The organism is Psychrobacter sp. KFRI-CH2-11, from assembly GCF_038239325.1.
Lineage (GTDB): Bacteria > Pseudomonadota > Gammaproteobacteria > Pseudomonadales > Moraxellaceae > Psychrobacter > Psychrobacter celer.
This window is the reverse complement of record NZ_CP151283.1, coordinates 2,733,011-2,753,820: the sequence shown is the minus strand read 5'-3', so window position 1 is coordinate 2,753,820 and position 20,810 is coordinate 2,733,011. Positions and strand designations below refer to the sequence as shown.

At 47.6% G+C, this 20,810-nt stretch carries 19 protein-coding genes; 11 read left to right on the top strand and 8 right to left on the bottom strand.

The genetic code is table 11. The annotated features are described in order from the left end of the window. Positions 1–345: 345 nt before the first annotated feature. On the bottom strand, positions 346–513 hold the full coding sequence (locus AADH33_RS11395) for a hypothetical protein (protein ID WP_172953039.1): 168 nt from the start codon (positions 511–513) through the stop codon (positions 346–348). Between the two features lie 461 nt (positions 514–974). Between AADH33_RS11395 and AADH33_RS11390 the strand changes: the two genes are divergently transcribed. Both AADH33_RS11390 and AADH33_RS11385 read left to right on the top strand, forming a co-directional pair. Then, positions 975–2,000 (top strand): RluA family pseudouridine synthase, encoded by a 1,026-nt coding sequence (locus tag AADH33_RS11390; RefSeq protein ID WP_348548944.1) that lies wholly within the window; start codon positions 975–977, stop codon positions 1,998–2,000. A 280-nt stretch (positions 2,001–2,280) separates the two neighbouring features. Then, positions 2,281–3,021: an HAD family hydrolase gene (locus AADH33_RS11385; RefSeq protein ID WP_348548943.1), complete on the top strand. Its 741-nt coding sequence runs from the start codon at positions 2,281–2,283 to the stop codon at positions 3,019–3,021. 309 nt (positions 3,022–3,330) lie between these two features. Here the strand turns inward: AADH33_RS11385 and yihA are convergent, their stop codons facing one another. Continuing rightward, entirely contained in the window at positions 3,331–4,095 is a 765-nt protein-coding gene (yihA, locus tag AADH33_RS11380) for a ribosome biogenesis GTP-binding protein YihA/YsxC (protein WP_348548942.1), read from the bottom strand. 384 nt (positions 4,096–4,479) lie between these two features. Between yihA and AADH33_RS11375 the strand changes: the two genes are divergently transcribed. The 4 genes from AADH33_RS11375 (at position 4,480) to AADH33_RS11360 (ending at position 7,686) form a co-directional block, all read left to right on the top strand. Then, on the top strand, positions 4,480–4,812 hold the full coding sequence (locus AADH33_RS11375; RefSeq protein WP_207970238.1) for a c-type cytochrome: 333 nt from the start codon (positions 4,480–4,482) through the stop codon (positions 4,810–4,812). A gap of 317 nt (positions 4,813–5,129) precedes the next feature. Further along, positions 5,130–5,798: a c-type cytochrome gene (locus tag AADH33_RS11370; protein ID WP_075101776.1), complete on the top strand. Its 669-nt coding sequence runs from the start codon at positions 5,130–5,132 to the stop codon at positions 5,796–5,798. Positions 5,799–6,223: 425 nt separating this feature from the next. Continuing rightward, complete coding sequence (locus AADH33_RS11365; protein ID WP_348548941.1) at positions 6,224–7,366, top strand: hypothetical protein; 1,143 nt, start codon at positions 6,224–6,226, stop codon at positions 7,364–7,366. Continuing rightward, a complete protein-coding gene (locus tag AADH33_RS11360) occupies positions 7,354–7,686 on the top strand; it encodes an RnfH family protein (RefSeq protein WP_256713751.1) in 333 nt (110 codons plus the stop codon). Before AADH33_RS11365 ends, AADH33_RS11360 begins: the two co-directional genes overlap by 13 nt. A 19-nt stretch (positions 7,687–7,705) precedes the next feature. Here the strand turns inward: AADH33_RS11360 and bamE are convergent, their stop codons facing one another. Next, entirely contained in the window at positions 7,706–8,125 is a 420-nt protein-coding gene (bamE, locus tag AADH33_RS11355; RefSeq protein WP_083608584.1) for an outer membrane protein assembly factor BamE, read from the bottom strand. A 362-nt stretch (positions 8,126–8,487) separates the two neighbouring features. Between bamE and fur the strand changes: the two genes are divergently transcribed. Continuing rightward, on the top strand, positions 8,488–8,922 hold the full coding sequence (gene fur, locus AADH33_RS11350; protein ID WP_075101773.1) for a ferric iron uptake transcriptional regulator: 435 nt from the start codon (positions 8,488–8,490) through the stop codon (positions 8,920–8,922). A gap of 155 nt (positions 8,923–9,077) precedes the next feature. Here the strand turns inward: fur and AADH33_RS11345 are convergent, their stop codons facing one another. Both AADH33_RS11345 and AADH33_RS11340 read right to left on the bottom strand, forming a co-directional pair. Further along, the gene (locus AADH33_RS11345; RefSeq protein ID WP_075101772.1) at positions 9,078–10,199 is read right to left on the bottom strand and encodes a PilT/PilU family type 4a pilus ATPase; all 1,122 of its coding nucleotides are present in this window, start codon (positions 10,197–10,199) and stop codon (positions 9,078–9,080) included. A gap of 124 nt (positions 10,200–10,323) precedes the next feature. Then, positions 10,324–11,379 (bottom strand): type IV pilus twitching motility protein PilT, encoded by a 1,056-nt coding sequence (locus AADH33_RS11340; protein ID WP_075101771.1) that lies wholly within the window; start codon positions 11,377–11,379, stop codon positions 10,324–10,326. Between the two features lie 351 nt (positions 11,380–11,730). Between AADH33_RS11340 and AADH33_RS11335 the strand changes: the two genes are divergently transcribed. Further along, the gene (locus AADH33_RS11335; protein WP_348548940.1) at positions 11,731–12,426 is read left to right on the top strand and encodes a YggS family pyridoxal phosphate-dependent enzyme; all 696 of its coding nucleotides are present in this window, start codon (positions 11,731–11,733) and stop codon (positions 12,424–12,426) included. Positions 12,427–12,460: 34 nt separating this feature from the next. Here AADH33_RS11335 and AADH33_RS11330 read toward each other — a convergent pair whose 3' ends face one another. Next, positions 12,461–13,735 (bottom strand): hemolysin family protein, encoded by a 1,275-nt coding sequence (locus AADH33_RS11330; RefSeq protein WP_348548939.1) that lies wholly within the window; start codon positions 13,733–13,735, stop codon positions 12,461–12,463. Between the two features lie 220 nt (positions 13,736–13,955). Next, positions 13,956–15,647: an NAD+ synthase gene (locus tag AADH33_RS11325; RefSeq protein ID WP_348548938.1), complete on the bottom strand. Its 1,692-nt coding sequence runs from the start codon at positions 15,645–15,647 to the stop codon at positions 13,956–13,958. 836 nt (positions 15,648–16,483) lie between these two features. Here AADH33_RS11325 and AADH33_RS11320 point away from each other — a divergent pair. Genes AADH33_RS11320 through epmA form a run of 3 tightly spaced genes read left to right on the top strand, consistent with a single transcriptional unit; the run spans position 16,484 to position 19,910 of the window. Further along, positions 16,484–17,611 (top strand): AI-2E family transporter, encoded by a 1,128-nt coding sequence (locus tag AADH33_RS11320; protein WP_207970234.1) that lies wholly within the window; start codon positions 16,484–16,486, stop codon positions 17,609–17,611. Positions 17,612–17,650: 39 nt separating this feature from the next. After that, positions 17,651–18,808, top strand: coding sequence for a 4-phosphoerythronate dehydrogenase (locus AADH33_RS11315; RefSeq protein ID WP_348549987.1), 1,158 nt, complete (start codon positions 17,651–17,653; stop codon positions 18,806–18,808). A gap of 43 nt (positions 18,809–18,851) precedes the next feature. Continuing rightward, the gene (epmA, locus tag AADH33_RS11310; RefSeq protein WP_348548937.1) at positions 18,852–19,910 is read left to right on the top strand and encodes an EF-P lysine aminoacylase EpmA; all 1,059 of its coding nucleotides are present in this window, start codon (positions 18,852–18,854) and stop codon (positions 19,908–19,910) included. Between the two features lie 113 nt (positions 19,911–20,023). On the opposite strand, the gene AADH33_RS11305 is transcribed toward epmA, so the two are convergent. After that, a complete protein-coding gene (locus tag AADH33_RS11305; protein WP_348548936.1) occupies positions 20,024–20,662 on the bottom strand; it encodes an NAD(P)H-binding protein in 639 nt (212 codons plus the stop codon). Positions 20,663–20,810: the final 148 nt, after the last annotated feature.

The following is a 20,810-nucleotide window of genomic DNA, read 5'->3' as shown; positions in this document are numbered from 1 at the left end:
AGCTATGCCAAACCATGCAAACGCAGATTGTTCTAAACATCTATGCATCAGCGTCTTAGGTAAGTTTTTGGTCAGTGGTTTTTAGGGTCATTATGACCGCACACTTTGTCAGAGTGGGCAAGCCTTAGCGACAGCTCTAAAAATACTGATCCTAAAAAAGGCGCTGTGTTGTTGCTGCTATGCATCCTCAAAGTCTAGCAATAATTGCTGTCATCAATACTATTATAAAAAAATAGCGCGATGCAGCATCTGTTAGATCAGGTAAAACAATGGGTCTTGCTTTATTTTTCGTTCTTTTGCGATTACGTCAATCATATCTTGGGCGTTTTGTTAGCTATAGTCGCATCAGTCATCGGCGGGGCGTACTTGGCAAACAGAGTAAATGACCGGCTTATCGGCACGGTTTATGTCTATGTCTTTATTGTCATCTGTTTGACCACCGATACTAAGGCGGCTATCGATATCTGTCTCGATGCTAAGGTAAAACGTCCCATACTTGCTCGGCTGCCTCACATAAAAGACGTTGATAATGTGTTATCAAAAACAGTCGTGATTATGCGGGTAGTAAATCAGTGTTATGGGGTAAATGGTCAATAAATAGGCGTTTTGCCAGCATTATTCACGCAATGGTATTTTGTGTCACTATCAGTTTTATCATACAAATAGCCATGCGGTAAAGAAACTTGCTTTTATCAAAAAAGAAGCATTCATGCCGCGTTTACAATTTATGGGGCGGTCTGAGAAGCGATGTCTATAAAAACAGCTTTACTCAGTTTATGCACCCTAAAATCAGATGAGACGGCCCATCTTGGCAGAGGCATCGCTAACTGCGCTTGGGCAATCACTCATAAAGCCGTGATTGGCAAAATAGCGTTAGGCAATCTTTTGCAATAATGATTATTGCGCAGCTTCTGCTTAATTGGCGCTCAACATGCTAAACTATAGCAAATCTTTGTGTAAATACCTAACGAAAAATGACAAACTCAAAAACGACCGATGACGCGCCGATCCACGAAGCGCCTGCTATTTTCAATAGCAAAACACGCCCGCAAAGCGCTGATGATGAAATCAGCAACTTTGCCAGAGTCAATTATCTAGAGGTAACGCGCCATCAGCATGACCAGCGTTTGGATAATTTTTTGCTCAACCGCCTAAAGGGTCTGCCAAAATCGCACATCTACAAAATGATTCGCTCGGATGAAGTGCGTGTTAATAATAAACGCTGTAAAGCACATGATAGAGTCCAGCGTGAAGACGTCGTGCGTATCGCGCCCATTCAGCTGGCGACGCGCGAAAAGCCCATCATCAGCAACGAGTTTGCCAATAGCTTGCTGGCACGAGTGGTGTATGAAGATGAGGGGATGTTGGTGCTAAACAAGCCTTCGGGCATTGCGGTGCATGGTGGTAGCGGGTTGGACTTTGGTGTCATCGAGGCCATGCGTGAAGTCACTGGCAAAAAATATCTGGAGCTGGTGCACCGTATCGACAAGGATACCTCAGGCTTGCTGATGATCTCTAAAAAACGCTCAACGCTAAAAGCCTTGCAGCAGCATCTGGTGGATAAAACCATCCAAAAGCACTATCTGTGTATCGCCAAAGGCCAGCCTGTGATGGGTGAGCAACGTATCGATGCGCCATTGTTACGCTATACGCTTGCTAATGGTGAGCGCCGTGTCAAGGTGGATAGCCAAGACCCGCAAGCCAAAGACAGCCAGACGGACATTATCATTCATGAACGTTTTATGCTGGCCGATCAGCCTGTGAGCTTGATTGAAGCCAAGCCGCTCACTGGGCGCACCCATCAGATTCGTGTACACTTAGCGCATATCGGTCATGCCATCTTGGGCGATGATAAATATAACGTGCACGACAAATCAGGCGTCCATCGTCTGTGCTTGCACGCGTGGCGTTTGGATATCCCAGGCTATAAGAGTATCACTGCGCCGCTGCCAGAAGACATGGCCGACTGGCTCCCTGAGCAGAGCACATTACCTGATTAGTATTGTCCCATTAGTGTTGTCCCACTCTCGCGTATGATGACAGTGTGTCTATCTTCTTGTGACTGTTCAACACGACGCGCTAAGGACGGACGATAAAGTCGAATACGTGCGCTAAACGTCACGCCCGCTTATTTTTGATAAGTCGCCGTGACGTTTTTGTATTGACACTCGCCATGTATCGTCGTTATTCATAGTCTTTATTCATAAAAGTCATCAAGTCACACGTCAGCTTATCAAGTTTTAAAGGTCGTCAAGTCTTAACAGTTATCAAGGTTTATTTATGAATCCACAATCTGCTGCCAGTATTGCTATTGCCGAAGCCAGCTCTCACGTATCCAACCCGCATAATCTAGCCGATAAAACGCTGATTATCTTTGATTGGGACGGCACCTTGATGGATTCGGTGGGTTTAATCGTGGAGGCCATGCATGTGGCAGGGGAGGCGCACGGGTTTCAAACGACAGATAAGGCTGTGCAAGATATCATCGGTCTTAGCCTGATGAATGGCATTGATATTTTATATCCGCAGGCCAGCGATTTACAAAAGCAGGGCATTCAGCAAAGCTATGCTGAGTACTATATCGCCAATAGCCACCGCACGCCGCTGTTTGCTCCGATAGAAAGCATGCTACAAACGCTACAGCGTCAAGGCAAACAGCTGGCCGTGGCCACAGGCAAAAAACGAAAAGGTCTAGATCGGGTGCTTGCAGCCTCGAGCAGTCATCAGTATTTTGTGATGACCCGCTGTGCTGATGAAGCAGGCTCAAAACCTGATCCGCAGATGCTCATTGATATATTACAGGCTACTCAGCAGGGTATCGCCGACGCTGTTTTTGTCGGTGATAGCGTCTATGATATTGAGATGGCGACGCAGCTGGGTATGAGTAGTATTGCGGTTAATTACGGTACAGCATCAGCGGCAGAGCTTGCCGCACAGCAGCCTACCTATCAGGTTGAGACGCCGCAAGCATTAATGGCGCTATTATGTGGCGAGGGCGTGTCTTCAAGTCACTCGCTATAGTCAGTTGAAAATAAAACTGTTATATAAATTTAAACGCGCTACTGGTATAAATTTTACTTGCGTGCTGCGTTCCCAGAGGCTGCGCAAAATTCATCCCAGTAGCGCTATGCGCTTTTTAGAGTGCATCGACTATAGTTATCTACATGGGCTAAAAATGGCCAAATTTTGTCAACCATCGTCAAATAGCTGGTCTATATCCCGATATTAACGGCGCTATTTTCCTTGTTTGACCGCAATTTATCTCGTCTTTATCACTATTTTCAAAATAAAGACACGCCCTAGCACGCCGCTCTATCCGCGTAGCGCCGCTTATTTAGCGCCGTCTTTTGCATCACTCCCTTCTACAGCTGTCGTCGTCTCGCCATCTTGAGTGTCGGCAGACTCACTGAGGCTGGTTTCAATGATTTTATCGCCATCGAGCTGATACTCATACCATTTGCCCATCACGCCAGCCAGCTCCTCTAACCCTTCTTTGCGCAAGGCAGAAAACAGCTGAATGCTACAGTTTAGCCCCAGTTTTTTTAGTCTTTTTCGGGTATTGAGCAGGGCGTTTTTGGCGGCGCCGTATTTTAGCTTGTCTGCTTTGGTAAGCAAGATGTGTACGGGCAAATCTCCATCTTTGGCCCAATGCAGCATTTGCTCATCAAAAAACTTAAGCGGATGACGGATATCTGTCATCAACACCAGCCCTGCAAGGCTTGAGCGCGATACCAAATATTCTTCTAGCTCAACCTGCCATTCTTTTTTCATCTCTAAAGGCACAGCGGCGTAGCCATACCCTGGTAAGTCGACAAGTCGTCTGTCGCTATCACCGACGCTAAAAAAGTTGATCATTTGCGTACGACCAGGGGTTTTGGACGAGCGTGCCAGCTGGCGTTGGTTGGTCAGCGCGTTGATGGCAGAGGATTTGCCCGCGTTTGAACGGCCTGCAAAGGCGACCTCTAAGCCCATGTCGGCAGGACAAAGGCGAAAAGTCGGCGCTGACATCATAAAGGCGGTTTGTTGAATTTTTTGACGAGACTTGGTGTTAAATAAGGCTTGGTCGGTGGCGACATCGGTAAACGGGGTACTCATAAGTGACTCATTAATCTTAAAAAATTGGATACAGTGGTAAGGCGTTGCGTCGTTTAGACCAGCGAGAGGCGACAGTAGGACATAAGCGTCACATAACGTTTATAGCAGTCGGCATGGCAGACGACTTGATGATTGCTTATTCTATACTATTCGTCCGCTTACTTATTGAAATAACGGCAATTAATATCATATAAATATCACAGGCACTCACATATCGCAGGCTATCATGGTAGTAACACCAGTCATCATTAGGTTACCAAAGCCAAACTATATTTATCTGTATTTGTATGACATACATTGTTACAATATTTGCTAAGAGATAGTTAGTGACACACGTTTAATCAAAATAGACTAAACGAATGTCATATCCAAAGGAGGTGTTCAATGTCTTCAATCACCACACTTTTTGACCGTACTCAGCGTGTACTCATCAGCGGCGCGGCGGCGCTCATCTTAAGCAGCACGATGATAACGGGCGCTGCTGCTGATATCGCAGCGACCTATAATAACTCATGTGCAGCCTGTCACGATAGTGGCGCACTCAATGCCATCAAAAAAGGCGACAGCGCCAAATGGCAGCAGCTCATCAAACAAAAGAGCATGCCGACCTTGATAAACTCAGTAAAAAGTGGCATGACGCAGATGCCAGCGGGCGGACTCTGTGACAGCTGCAGTGATGATGATTATCGTCAGCTGATCGAGTATATGAGCAAATAATCAGTAGAAAATCAATAAGTCATGCCATCTAAAGCGCTGGGCTTTATTGCCCGAAAGCGCTTTTATTTTTTTGCAAGCGGCATAATAAGCCGACTAGAAAAACTGGTAGATGTGACGATTAAGTAGGCAAATGCTACAAAGTCTTGCTATAATAATCGAAAATAAACCCTGATGTTAGTAAGTACTTTCAGATTGCTTGTGGCCAAGACCTTAAATTATATACTTGCCTCGCTGATTATAGGGCGGTCGGTATCAGGTATCTTATCAGTACAATCACTCTAAATAATGCTTACACCGAGTTAGTAGGATTTGTATCAATGAAAAAGTTAATCGCTGCTGCCAGCTTATGCGTTGCAAGTTTCAGCGTACAAGCTGCTATTATTGTTCCTGAGCATGACGTCGATGCAGGCAAGAAAATTGCAGAGACCGTCTGCGCTGCTTGTCACGGTGTTGATGGTGTTAGCGTTGTCCCTGCGCAGCCTAACTTGGGTGGCCAAAACGTAAAATACCTCTATAAGCAGTTGGTCGAGTTTAAAACAGGCTATCGTAAGAATGGCATCATGCAGTCGCAAGTCGCCAACTTATCTCAGCAAGACCTAGCCAACGTGGCAGGTTATTATGCCAGCCAAGCGCCTTGGGGTGTCGGTTTTGGTAATCCTGCGACCAACCAAGAAGCCACCAAACTCTATTTGGGTGGTGATAAGTCGCGCGGCGTGATCGGCTGTGCAGGCTGTCATGGTCCAGATGCCGCTGGTAACGAGTGGGCAGCATTTCCGCGCTTAGGTGGCCAGCATGCCGAGTATATCTCAACTCAGCTAAAACTATTCCGCGCCGCAGGCCGAGCCGATGATATCGATAGCGATGAGCAAAAACGTATCAACGACGCTGCCAAAGAAGGCGAGATGGGTATGATGCAGACGGTAGCATCGAAGCTATCAGATCGTGATATTCGTATCCTATCAGACTACATTAGTGCCGTTCACTAATTTGTAGCAATCACGGCACAGGCCACAGAGCGCGGTTGTCCGTTGATTTGATAATGAGTGTCTGATAGCCAGTCGTTATTATGTGATAATGAAGCATTATTTAATGATTAAACCCCGATTTCGGGGTTTTTTTATAACTGCTGCTCCCTTATATTATCACTATCATGACCTTATAAAGATACAACCCCTCATAGGGGCTTATCTTTATGTCATGATGTTGTATCGTGATAAATTACTGTTCCTCACTTAAGCGCGTGTCGTCAATTAGCCTGTTGCGATCGATTGTGGGCTTACTATCATGAAAGTTTGCCCGTTAACAGCTTCGTTGTTTTAAAATCTGTTGTTGCAAGCTCAGTGTTTTGCACCTTAGCTATATAGTCGATGACATAAACGATGACACGCCCTAGCTCATTTGGATTTAGATTATGATGATCCGTTATGCTTCTTACTTCATTGCTGCCTTGCTGCCGTTACTGTTGTTTCGCTGGTTTGCCCCTGCCTCAGTCGGTGAGATAGATTTTTGGCTATTGTGGCTGCTGGCGATGGTATTGGTATCGCTGCCTGTGGTGTATGCAGAGATAGCGCTGGCGTATCGGAGCGTCGATGCGCCACTGGCTGGTATGCAAAAGCTGACCCGCGAGGCGGATGCCAGTCCGATATGGCGCAGTTTTGGTTGGCTTGCGGCGCTGGTGTCGATTGTCATCGCTGCGCTGGTCATCTCGGGCGCTAGTACAGGTATCTTGGCGGCTTTGACGGTGCTTGATAGCGCGCCTGCGCTACCGAGCTTTGCAATGGCGGCAGGTCTGATGGTCATCGCTGTATTGCTGAGCTTAGTGGGTGTCGCGCCGTTACCGATTGGTCTGGGGCTGATGGTCGCGGGGCTACTGCTGGGTGCGGTCAATGGACTGCCAAATATTGACTTTGCCATGACAGAAGTAAGCTTAGGCGAGTGGGCGCGCGCGGTTGCCTTGGCGCTGGTCAGTGTGGGGGCGGGTACGGGGCTGTATTGGTTCGGTCAAAGCTTGGCCAGCAAGCAGTCAGTGACAGCCGTCGGCGTGGACAATCACAACGCCCAAAAACCTGCTCGTAGCCAACTGGCCGCCGAGCCGCGTGCGACCAAGTTGGTGCTACCGATTTGGATACTGCAGCTACTGGTCGGGATGATGGCTTTGTTTGTCAGTGGTATGGCATTGCCGCCTATCGCTCAGCTATTGTATTGGGTGGGGGTGCTATTCGTTGTCAGTTATTTGCTGCACTATAGTACCCAGCAGCTGGCGCATAAGTTTGGGCTGGTGGTGAGCTTGGCGATCACTTTGGTGGTGGCATTGGCGTTGGCCGTTGTGATTCCTGCCACTTGGTTGGTCGGTATCTTGGTCATTATTAGTAGTGTCGCGGTGCTGTTCCTATCGATATTTGCGGGATGGCAAATGAAAATTAGTCATTTGCGCAAGTCGCTTAATTTCGGTAGTGAAGGGTTTTATAACTTGTGGCGCGTGGCGATACGGTTGGTGGTACCACTGGCTCTGATATTGGCATTACTGGGTTGGGTGCTACAGTGGCTGAGCTAAATAACGACGCTATCACCGTATATCTGGCCTATGCCGAGGATGCCACGCGTCAGCACTACCAGTCACTACAGGTGCGCCCTGATACCACGCTGTATGAAGCGCTATCGCAAGCAGGGTGGCTGACGCAGTTTGCCGCTTTGGCCGCGTGGTGCGAGGAGATGGCGGAGGTGGCAACCCCAATGGCAAAGCGCTGGCATGTGGGTGTTTATGCAAAAAAACAGCCGCTTAGCTATTGCTTGCAGCCTTTTGATCGTATCGAAGTCTATCGTAGTTTGAGCGCTGATCCGATGTCTCAGCGCAAAAACAAATCACGAAGCTAGCGGCTTGTCAGCCCTCACGTTATGATGCAGGCAAGCTTTCTATACCCTCGATGCGGCTGACCAAGCCATTATCATCAAAGTAGACAATCAGGTGCTGGCTGGCATTTTTGACATCAGCAATGCCTTGGCGCTGGCCTTCGGTGCCCGCTTGATAGTCGTAGATATAGTCCCAGCGCTTTGGCTCTAGGGTGTCTTTAATCGCGGGACTGCCGAGGATGTATAGCACTTGGTTTTGGTTCATGCCCACTTGCAGCTTTTGTGCTTGAGCTTGGGTGATGGCAGTGCCCTGTGGTAAATCAATCTTATAAACACTCAGTAAAGAGCAGCCGGACATCGCGACGGTAGCGCTGAGCATACTGGTTAGGATAATGTTACGTAATGCGCGTGCAGGGCTGAACGGACGAAAAGTTAATGTCTTTATCATGGTAAGATGACTCATAAGAAATGGGTTAGGTGCGGCCATCATCAATGCTAAGGTGTCTGGCCGACTATCTTGAACAAATGATACGTCATTTACTTGCAATTGCCTACCACTTACGACATTATTTACCAAACGCTATCGAGGCGATTTGGTTATTTGTTTTTTAAATTCATAGACTTGCATTGATATTTTTAGCGAAATGATAGACCATATAGGCGTTGAAGATAAGCAAGGGTCATACGCGAGATATCAATGAATTGCAAAAGGCATGTTTGGCATGTCTTAGATAAAACACGTTTAATAAAGTAATTTTTTAGCTTATCTACCTCCTATTTTTTGGTTCTTTATTTGCTAAGACTGTCACAGTCACAAGGGATATTATGGCTTCTTTTACCAATCAAGATTTACGCAAAGCAGGGTTGAAGGTCACCTTACCACGTATCAAAATTTTAGAGCTGCTAGAAAATGCAGAGCTGCATCATATGAGTGCCGAAGAGGTGTACAAGGCGCTGATCGACCAAGGCGAAGATGTGGGGCTGGCCACGGTGTATCGAGTATTGACCCAGTTTGAACAAGCGGGCATCGTCGAGCGTCACAACTTTGAAAACAATCTATCGGTGTTTGAGATCACCCAAGAAGAGCATCATGACCACTTGGTCTGTGACCACTGCGGCAAAATCGTCGAGTTTCATAATGAAGCTATCGAAGAGGAGCAGCTCAAAGTTGCAGAGTCGCATGGTTTTAAATTATCGGGTCACTCACTGGTGCTATACGGTATTTGTGATGATCAAGAATGCAAGGACAGCGTCAAATAACAGCGGTTAAGTTATCAAAATCTGATAAGGCTTTATCACCTTTAACCGTTTTGTTATTTGTTTAAGTGCTTACATACTCAAATACTAGCACGCAGCAAAAAGCCCTCACGATTTTTATGAGGGCTTTTTTTATGGGCTTGATTGAAGCGCTAAGCTTATGTGATATCTAGCGACAAACCGTCTGCGCCTTCGTCCAAAAGGTGGGCGCTGTTTTTGCTACTGAGCTTGATTTTTAGGCGCAAATCGTTTGGTGAATCAGCATGCAAGATCGCTTCTTTATAGGTAATCTCGCCGTTTTCATATAAATCAAACAGTGCCTGATCGAAGGTCTGCATACCGCTCTCTCGTGAGCGCTTCATCACATCTTTAATCTCATGAATCTCGCCTTTACGGATATAGTCGCTGATGAGCTGGGAGTTCAATAAAATCTCAATCGCCGCGCGTCGCCCTTTGCCATCCGGTGTTGGGATGAGCTGCTGGGCGATGATCGCTTGCAGGTTGAGCGACAAATCCATAAACAGCTGGTTGTGACGGCTGGTCTCAAAAAAGTGAATAATACGATCAATGGCTTGGTTGGCGTTGTTGGCGTGTAGCGTGGCAAATACCAAATGCCCCGTCTCAGCATACTGAATCGCGTAGCTCATGACCTCGCGGTTACGAATCTCACCAATCAAGATGACATCAGGGGCTTGGCGCAGGGTGTTTTTTAAACCTGCTTCAAAAGAGTGGGTGTCAATACCGACCTCGCGCTGGGTGATGATACAGCCGCGATGCTTATGGACAAACTCGATCGGGTCTTCGATGGTAATGATATGGCCTTGCGAGTTCTGGTTGCGATGGCCGATCATGGCAGCAAGCGTCGTCGATTTACCCGTACCTGTCGCACCGACCAGTAGGATGATACCGCGCTTTTTCATCGCCAGCTCTTTGAGAACAGGTGGCAGGCGCAGCTCTTCGACGGTTGGGATTTTGTTTTCAATTTTACGCAAAATCATCCCAGCCATGTCGCGCTGTACAAACGCGCTGACCCGAAACCGTGCCTGCTTGGCTTCATCAGTGATGGCAAACTGACACTCGTTGGTCTCTTCAAACTCTTGCTGCTGACTGGCCGTCATGACGCTTTGGACCAGTTTTAGAGTTTGGGCAGGGGTCAGCGGGGTCTTACCCACAGGCAGTATCTTGCCGTTCACCTTCATCGAAGGTGCCACTTCAGCAGTAATAAAAAGGTCAGAGCCGTTTTTATTGATCATTAACTGCAATAGTTTATCAATGTCCATGTTGTACCCGCTTTCGATGTCAATCGCCTAAAAAAATATCTAAAATTATGTGATCCGTGATGTCCGCAGTGATGCTGATACTGCAGAGCACTGCGTCAGTGCTGTCTTAATGGCAAATTATCGCCTATAAAAAAGTCTCAGGCTGCTTGGCATAAGGGCGCGCCACGTCTTTGCTGATGGTGCCTTTGGCCACGAGGTTTTTTAAAGTCTGGTCAAGGGTGATCATACCGTCGCCTGCGCCTGTTTGAATCGCCGAATACATCTGGGCGATTTTGTTTTCGCGAATGAGGTTACGGATGGCCGGCGTACCTAGCATGATCTCGTGGGCGGCGATACGGCCACCTGCTTGACGGCGCAGCAAGGTCTGTGAGATGACTGCCTGTAGCGACTCTGAGAGCATGGCGCGAATCATGTCTTTTTCGGCGGCAGGAAACACATCAATCACACGGTCAATGGTTTTGGCCGCTGAGCTGGTGTGCAAGGTGCCAAAGACTAAGTGACCGGTCTCAGCTGCCGTTAGTGCCAAGCGAATGGTCTCAAGGTCGCGTAGCTCACCCACCAAAATAACGTCGGGATCCTCACGCAGTGCCGAGCGTAGGGCTGGCTCAAACCCCAAGGTGTCGCGGTGTACTTCGCGCTGGTTGATAAGGCTTTTTTTCGATTCGTGGACAAATTCGATCGGGTCTTCGATGGTCAAAATATGCTCTTTGCGGCTCTCATTGATATAATCAATCATGGCTGCCAGTGTCGTGGATTTACCAGAGCCGGTCGGGCCAGTCACCAGCACCACGCCGCGTTTGAAGTCTGACACGCGTTTGAACACATCGCTCATGCCCAAATCTTCCATCGTTAGGACCTTAGAGGGAATGGTACGAAACACAGCACCTGCGCCGCGGTTTTGATTAAAGGCGTTTACCCGAAAGCGGGCAAGATTGGGAATCTCAAAAGAAAAGTCCGTCTCAAAAAACTCCTCAAAATCGGCGCGCTGCTTGTCATTCATGATGTCATAAATCAGCTGATGCACCGCTTGATGCGTCATCGCTGGCATATTGATGCGCGTCATCTCGCCATCGACACGAATCATGGCGGGCATACCGGCTGAAATATGTAAATCAGATGCTTTATGTTTAACCGTAAAACGCAACAAGTCTTCGATGCTTAAGGTGTTTTTTTCAGCCATAATCGGATAGTCCTATCAGTCAAAAAAGGTCAAACAAAAGATGATAAAAGCCAATGATAGTGTGATGCTAATATCTAGCGCAGCAGGACACAGCCTTGAATAAAGCGATCCGCCAGCCTACCTTGTCTTTACCATGACGCTTATATTCAGTAGCATATGTTAGACCATGTAACAATATCATAACAAGACTGCTAGCATTTAACCATCTACTGCCCAAAGAAAATGTAAAATTTGTCTAGCGTTGTAGGTCGCAGATGGGGAGCGAGACAGTTAATGTTAGACCCAACTGCTAGACCCAACCGCAACGGGCGAAGCTTATAAACAAACCTATATAACAACAGCGAAAATACTATGGATAAGCAATACTTAATCGACAATTGGCAACGCGTTCATGCACAGCTGGTGGCAGCTTGTGAGCAAGCGGACTCTCAAGCCGAGCAGGTAACACTACTGGCCGTCTCCAAAACCAAACCTGCACAGATGATCGCGATGTTGGCGCAGCAAGGTCAGCGCCACTTTGGCGAAAACTACTTACAAGAGGCGCTCGAAAAAATCAATGAGTTACAAAGTCAACCTGACGCTGAGCATATCGTTTGGCATTACATCGGCAGTATTCAGCGCAACAAAACCCGTGACATCGCTGAGCATTTTGATTGGGTACAAACGGTCGAGCGCGGCATTATCGCCAAGCGCTTAAATGATCAGCGGCCAAAGGATTTACCGCCATTGAACGTATTGGTGCAGGTCAATATTGATGATGAAGACAGTAAGTCAGGCTGTCTGCCAGCCGAGTTGCCTGAGCTAATAAGTGTCATGAAGAGCTATGAGCGTCTGATACTGCGCGGACTGATGATTATCCCTGCCAAGACAGATACCAATGCCTTTGCCCGTACCCAGCAGTTGTTTGAAGACATTAAAGATAAGCACCCAGACTTGGCGCATTGGGATACGCTGAGCATGGGCATGAGTGGGGACATGGCGGACGCCATCGCTCATGGCTCGACGATGGTGCGCGTGGGTACCGCCATATTTGGGTCGCGAGAGTAGATGCCGTCCTATCTTTTCTCTAACTACTCTCCAATTATACTGTCTCATCAAGTCTGGTAACCAGCATTTGGGTGATTTTGAGGTTGTCGGTGGCGATGATCTCAAAACGATAGTTGGCATATTCGATAGAGTCGGTCTTTTTGGGGATTTTGCGCAGCATATACATCATAAAGCCGCTGATGGTTTCATAGTTTTGATTGCGCGGCAGATTGACGATATCGAGCGCGCGCACCACATCTTCGATAGGCGTCATACCATCGATCAGCCATGAGTTGTCGGTGCGCTGAACGATAGGCTGCTCCTCTAATGTCACAAGCTCGCCCATGACGATGCTCATGACATCTCTCAAGGTAATGACGCCCACCACCAAGCCATACTCATTGACGATGACGGCAAAGTCAGCACCTGTGGATTTAAACATCTCCAGCACTTCAAACAATGATAAGGTATCTGGCACAAACAGCGCTGGTTTTATCAGGGACTTGTCCGTGAGGCTCACTTCTTGTTTATTGAGTACCAACGCCAAAAAACTACGAGATTCGACATAGCCGATGATATGCTCTAAATCATCGTCATGACAGACTAAAAACTTATTGTGCGGCTGTTCAATCATCGTCTCGACGATTTGTTCGGTACTCATTTTTGTATCGAAGTACACGATATGCTCGCGAGGGTTCATCACTGAGGTGACGGTGCGCTCCTGCATCTCAAAGATGTTTTCTATCAAATGATGCTCTTGTTTTTTGAGCACGCCTGCCTCGGCACCAGCATCCATCACCGCATAGATGTCTTCTGGCGTGATGTCATCTTGACGAATGGTGGAGATACCAAAAAACTTAAACAACATATTGGCCGCGCCGTCAAACACCCAAATAACAGGCTTAAAGATAAACGTCAGCGCCATCATTGGCCGCACCAAACGCACGGCAAAAGCCTCGGCATTGGACATCGCCAAGCGTCTGGGCATCAAGTCCGCGAGCAAAGAAAACAGGCTGGTGATGAGGACAAAGGAGGTGACTGACGAGACGGCTTCGTTTTTCACCACCAATTGAAAATAAGGGCTGATAGCAGACTCACCGATAGCACCTGCGGAGATGGCCACGGCGTTCAACACTACCTGCACCACAGTGATAAAGCCACCAGGATTTTCTTGCATATGTAGCACATCAAGGGCGCGTACCTCTCCTTCTTTTGCTATGATTTGTAGCTTGATCTTGCGAGCAGCAGCAATGGCAATCTCAGCGCCAGAGACAAAGGCACTCAAGGCAAGTAATAAAAGCAAAAACACACTAGCGGTTAGCAAACTCATGACAGACTCGGTAAAAAGGTAAGATTCATTAAAAATAATGCAGGATTAGCATAAAAAGAAAAACAGCATGGGTATAGAATCCTTATGTATAAAAACCAAAAAAGCTGGGCAAGCACCCAGCTAATCATAAGGCAGTAAAGTAGTATTAAGCGCTGCTCTTGCATCTAAGTTGGTATCAGTTGGTAAAGGCTTAGATGCTAAAGGCGCAAGCGCTGAGCGTTTAGCCTTTGATTGACCACTTATTGACCAGTGGATAGCGGCGCTCACGGCCAAAGGCTTTGTGGCTGATTTTGGTGCCGATAGGAGCCTGACAGCGTTTGTATTCGCTGTTGTCCACCATCTTGATGACCTTGGCCACCATAGCTGCCTCAAACCCTTTATCGACGATTTCTTGATAGCCCATGTCTTCATCGATATACGACATCAAGATGCTGTCCAATACATCATAATCAGGCAGGCTGTCTTGGTCTTTTTGGTCAGGACGCAGCTCAGCGGACGGCGGACGTGTGATGACACGCTCTGGAATCACAGGCGTGTCCTCTAGGCGGTTACGGTAGCTTGCCAGCTTATATACTTGTGATTTATAGACGTCTTTTAGTACATCAAAACCGCCTGCCATGTCGCCATATAATGTTGAGTAACCAACGGCCAGTTCTGACTTGTTGCCAGTGGTGATGACGAGATGACCAAACTTGTTGGACAGTGCCATCAGCACCACACCGCGCGCGCGCGCTTGGATGTTTTCTTCGGTGGTATCAGCAGGCGATTTGTTAAACAGTGGCGCTAGCGTATGACGGATACCTTCCACTGCATCAAAGATTGGGCAGACAGTATAAGAAACGTTTAAGCGGCGCGCTTGTGCTTGCGCGTCCTCTAAGCTGATCTGTGAGGTATATTCGTACGGCATCATCACTGCATAGACTTTATCTGCGCCCAGCGCGTCGACCGCGATACAAAGCGTCAAGGCAGAGTCGATACCGCCTGACAGGCCGACGATGACACCTGAAAATCCAGAAAGATTGACATAATCACGTAGCCCCACTACCAATGCTTGATACATCTCCGACTCGCGGCTCAAGCTCAGTGGCGCTTTGGTTTGGCTGTCGAACTTGGCTGTTTTGACATCTAAAGTGGCCAGCAGTAATTGGCTCATAAAACGCGGCGCTTCGTGGGCGACGCTGCCATCTGCTTGTATCACCATCGAGCCGCCATCAAACACCAAGTCATCTTGTCCGCCCACGGCATTGATATAGATAATAGGTAAGTCGTTTTCGCGGCTGCGCTTGGCCAGCATGGTCTTGCGGTTTTCTTGTTTTTCGATCTCAAACGGTGAGGCGTTTAGGCTGACGATCATATCAGCGCCTTGTTTTTTTAGCTCAGCGACTGGGCCTTTTTCCCACAAGTCTTCACAGATCAGCAGACCGATGGTGATACCTTTATAGTCAAACAGCACTTGATTGCGGCCTTTATCAAAGTAGCGGCGCTCATCAAACACGCCATAGTTTGGCAAAATTTGCTTATGATAAAAGCCTTTTTGATGACCATTATGTAAGATGGCCGCTGAGTTGAAGGTACCGTGATGATCGACGTGCGGATAGCCGACAATCATAACGATGTCGTCGATATCGCTTAGGGTAGATAGCGCGCTTTTGACGCGGCCTGACAAGCTTGGGCGCAGCAATAGGTCTTGTGGTGGGTAACCCAATAAGGCCAGCTCTGGAAAGACGATAACGTCGGCGCCTTGCTCACGTGCTTGCAGCGCTAAGGTACGCATTTTTTCGGCGTTGGCAGTGATATCACCGACCAAAAAGTGTGACTGCGCCAGTGCAAAAGTAACGGTCTCTGGCGGCTTGCTAGTATAACTGGCCTCGCTCGAGGGGTTTAGATTGGGATTATCAGTGTCTTTTGACATTGTTATTTTTCCTATCGTTATAGTATTTAAAATGTGGTCAGGCAGTGTGGGTCTAAAAATCCAACATTCATTCAAACAACATTTATGCAAAATAATGCGGTTATACAGCACTGGTATAGACCGCTTGATTATTAAATCATACAGCGCCTAGATGAAACTTTCGCTTTGAGAGAAGGCGTAAAGCGGCACCTGATACGTGCGCCAATATCCTGCTAATCTCTCAAATTAGCGTCATCGATAACACGACGCTAACCTCTTGATTTGATATCAAAATGGCGATGTCCATGTGACAGCGGCTTTATAACGGTCTTTCTTTTATGGTGGATTGCCATTGATGCGCCCAAAAAGCGTAAAATAATCGCTTTAGTATAACATCAATTACCGTGACAAATAGAACGCGCCGGTGAATTACCTGATGAGATATCTGCTACAAATGGGCAGAAGCGCGCTGCTGTCGGTGATGGTTTTTATCGACCAAAACCCTATGATGCAGTGTGGTTATTGTGCTCATAGCTCGGTAAGATTGTATAGAGAAAGTTGTAAGTAAAGATTACAACATAGCGTTATTTATTTGGGATATTTTGTTGCATAATGAGGGGGTGATAATCGCTTTGTTTTTGGCGTGTTTTTATAAAAAGAATGGCCGCTAAATGTGTTACGGTATCATAGGGATTACTACTGCTATCGTGATGGTGTTATCGGTATGAATGTTGGACAAACCCTCGCTTGTGAATACGACTTATGGACATGATCTATAGACGGATATTCATCACCCATTTATAAACTTGTCAGCAAAGCTGTGATGGTCTTTGCTGTCAGCCCTTGGTTTATACGCTATGATTGAAAACTGGACAAAAGAATTTATTATTCAGCGCCTGCTGGCCGTTACCTTATTGGTTGCGTTATTTGTACTGTGCTTTCAGGTGGTACAGTTTTTTATTGTGCCGGCTTTGTGGGCGGCGATTTTGGCGTATGTGACGTTTCCTATTTATAGTTTTTTTTATGAAAAAGTAAAGCTCAGTCCGGATTTTAGCGCGGCGATTATGACCGTGAGTATCTCACTTATCATCGGTATACCGCTGGTCATTGGGGTTTTTATTTTACAACAAGAAGCGTTGAGCCTTATCAGCAACTTGATCTATCGTATCAAGGTGGGCTATCTGGATGTGCCAGAGTCTATCAAGGACTTGCCAGTTATCGGTCAGCAGGTCAAAGATATCTTGTGGCGCATCAATAAAAACCCAGAGGGCACGCTAGAAGCGTTTCGGATGTGGGTGCAGTCGCACTTATACTATGGCAAAGTCGCCTTTGATGTGGTGTTTAGTGGACTTGCCAAGCTGGGTATGGCATTGATGACGCTGTTCTTTTTTTACCGAGATGGCACCAGTTTGGTACGGCAAATACGCCAAGCCCTGCGCAATATCATTGGCAATCGCATCGATGGCTATATTGATTCGGTCGGCACGACGACGCGAGCGGTGGTCTATGGCATCGGGCTGACCGCGCTGGCGCAGGCTTTGCTTGCGGGTATTGGCTATTATTTCTCAGGCGCGCCCAGTCCTATTTTGTTGACCATCGTTACCTTTATTATTGCCTTGATTCCGTTTGGGACGCCGTTTGTGTGGGGCGGGGTGTCGGTCTGGCTGCTAAGCCAAGGCCATACAGTAGAAGGTATCGGTCTGGCACTGTGGGGGATATTTGTCATTAGCTGGGTGGACAATTTGATTCGGCCTATCGTCATCAGCGGTGCCACCAAGATTCCTTTTATCATTATATTTATCGGGGTATTGGGCGGGCTAACAGCGTTTGGCTTTGTCGGTCTGTTTATCGGGCCTGTGGTACTAGCCATCGGTCTGGCCGTGTGGCGTGAGTGGATATCTCAGCATAAAAATGAGATATTTGCTCAGCAAGACGTGGTACTGTCTGAGACTCAGACGTTGCCAACTGTGACTAAATCAGAATAGAGGTACACGACCATGTTAAATAAGAGCGCGGATGTGGCAATGGAAAATAAACCAAATGCGGCAACAGATCTTACCATCGTGGCCGATAGCAATATCGCCAGCTTGTCTGAGTTTTTTAATAATGACACGCTCAGTGGGGCGACAGGACGGCGCGTGCGTATGATCAAGGTGGCAGGGCGCGATATCGATGCGCAGCTATTGGCGGATACGCAGCCCAATGTCTTACTGATACGCTCAGTAACCCACGTCAACGCAGATTTATTGAAAGACAACGACAGTGTGAGGTTTGTCGGTTCGGCGACGATTGGCACCGATCATGTCGATCAAGATTACTTAGCGGCGAGTCGTATTCACTTTGCCAATGCGGCAGGCTGTAGCAAGCACTCTGTGGCGCAGTATGTGCTGAGCGCTATTTTGACCTTGCGGCCTGAGTACTGGCAGCGATCATCGACGCCGCCCACATTGGGCATCATTGGGCTGGGCAATATCGGTAGTACCTTGGCGCAATATGCCAGTAGTTTGGGCTGGCAAGTGCTCGGCTATGATCCACTACTACCAGCCTCAAGCCTCAATAATGCCAGCTTTGCGCAAGTCATCGAAAAAAGCGATGTGGTCAGCCTGCATGTGCCCTTGACCGACAAAGCAAATGCGACCAGTGCGGCGGGCAGTGCCCATCATAGTAGTCATGTCAGTGAGTATCCAACGCGGCATTTAATCGACAAAAACGCTCTGGATGCGATGCCAGCCAGTACCTTATTGATCAACAGTGCTCGCGGGCCCGTCATCGATGCTGCTGCTTTGCAGGCGGATATTGAGCGTACCGGTCGGCAAGTGGTGCTCGATGTCTTTGAGCATGAGCCGCAAATTGAGGAAGCACTGCTCAGCAAACTGGCGATTGCCACCCCACATATCGCTGGCTACACCTTGGAAGGTAAGCTGCGCGGCACTCAAATGATCTATGATGCGCTCTGTGAAAAACTCTCAATCAGCCCTGCGCAGTCGATGCATCAGCTGCTACCGCTCAATATGTTTTTGTGGTCTGAGCTAAAGGCGCACCCTGATAGGCTGGTTAAGTTTTATGACATCATGCAAGATGATAAAGCGCTGCGAGCCACGCTCGCTGAGGGTCAGGTAAAGGCCGCGGCTTTTGATCAGCTTCGCCGTGACTATCATTTGCGCCGCGAGTGGCAGTTTTAGGCGTATTTTCCATAGGTTTTTATAAAAGTTGTAGTACATCATCATGAGTTCCAAAGCATCAGTCACATCAAGCCCAAACGCTTGCTCCCAGCCCAGTTATGCGCCGACCATGACGCTTGCCATGGCACAGCAGCGCGCGCATTTTATGAGTAAGGTGCGGCAGTTTTTTGCAGCGCGTCACGTACTAGAGGTGCAGACGCCGCTACTGTCGCAAGCGGGCAATACCGATACTTTTTTGCAGTCGGTCGCTGCGGCGGTCACCTATCAAGACAAACCGCGCACCTACTATCTACATACCTCGCCTGAGTTTGCTATGAAGCGTTTACTCGCCAGCTGGCAAGTGCCGATTTATCAGATCTGTCCTGTGTTTCGAGACAATGAGATAGGAGCGCGGCATAATATTGAATTTACCATGCTAGAGTGGTATCAGCCCCATTATAGTCTTGAGGATATGGCCGCCGAGCTGGGGGCGTTATTAGAAGCGCTATATGGTCATTCAGTGGTGCTAAGTCACTATCGTTATGTCGATGCTTTTATGGATTTTGTCGGGATTCATCCGCTGACCGCCAGCCTTGCGACGCTACAAGCAGTTGCAGAAGATAAAGGGTTGATGGGGTTTGATTTTAATGCGGGCATCAATGGGGCCGAAAAAAACGACACCGGTCAGAGCGAGGATAGCATCCGCCAAAGCTGGCTTGACTTGCTGTTTAGCCACATCGTCGAGCCAAACTTAGGTCATGATCTGCCGACGCTGATTATTGAATATCCACCAGCGACGGCAGCACTGGCAAAAACAGCGGTGGATAAAGAGGGTAATACCGTTGCCAAGCGTTTTGAGCTGTATATCAATGGCATCGAGATTGCCAATGCGTATGATGAGCTGGCAGATGGGCCAGCGTTACGCCAGCGTTTTGAGCAGGACAATGAGCGGCGTCAGCAGCATGACCTGCCAGCCATGCCAATCGATGAGCATCTATTGGCAGCCTCTGATGCGTTGATGCCTTGTAGCGGCATCGCGGTTGGTATCGATCGGTTATTGATGGTGACAACAGGGGCGCGCAGCTTGGAGGAAGTGATTGCCTTTCCTAGTGGTTTGGCGTAACTGTGCTATAAGCGTTCTGCGTTAAGTCTTTTAAGAGACCACCATAAAAAAGCGAGTCAAGCAAAAAGGTTGACTCGCTTTTGTCTTTTTTAGCTGTAACTGTCGTTAATCTACTACAACGTGGCGATGGCTTCGTTGATGGCGGTTTCACCATTATGCAGACTAAAGACTTTTTTGATGGTATTGTTTGCGTCCAGTACCGCAGTCAAGGTCGCCGCCACATCTGCAATCGCATTTTCGCCTGCATTGTCATCGTTGATGGTGATTTTGCCAGTACCTGCACGCTCCTTTAGAGCCCCTGCTTGTACGATGGTATAGTCAAGCTTGCTGTCGTTGACCAGCCACTGATCGGCGTAATGCTTACAGATATAGTATTCTTTTAGATCAGCTATGCCAGGAGTGTCCCACTTGCTGGTGTCTAACGAAAACACCGTGCTTAGCATGATATAGCGTTTGATGCCTTTGTCTTCTACCGCTTGCATGGTTTTTACGGCGCCATGTAAGTCCACTTCTAAAACGTCTTTGCCGCCTGAGCCTGCGACAAAATAGACCGCATCGATATCTTGCTCTATTTGCTCGGCGATGGCGTCTTTTTCGGCGGTGATATCTAAGTCTAGCTGACGGTAATTGTCGTTATCAAACAGTTTTTTATCCTGACGCGTGGTACCGATGACCTGATGGTCGTCTGCCAATAGTTGCTCGACCAAATCTGTACCCACACGGCCACTTGCTCCAATCACTAAAATTTTCATATGCATTCCTATTGTTATATATATAAATTACGATGACGTTCTCGTTTTTATCATTGAACATTTGATAGTGCGGTGTTTTAAACGATACTGCATGTTGCCAATGTCATCGTCTTATCAAAGCGTGTCTGAAAACGTACATCTTAAAAAC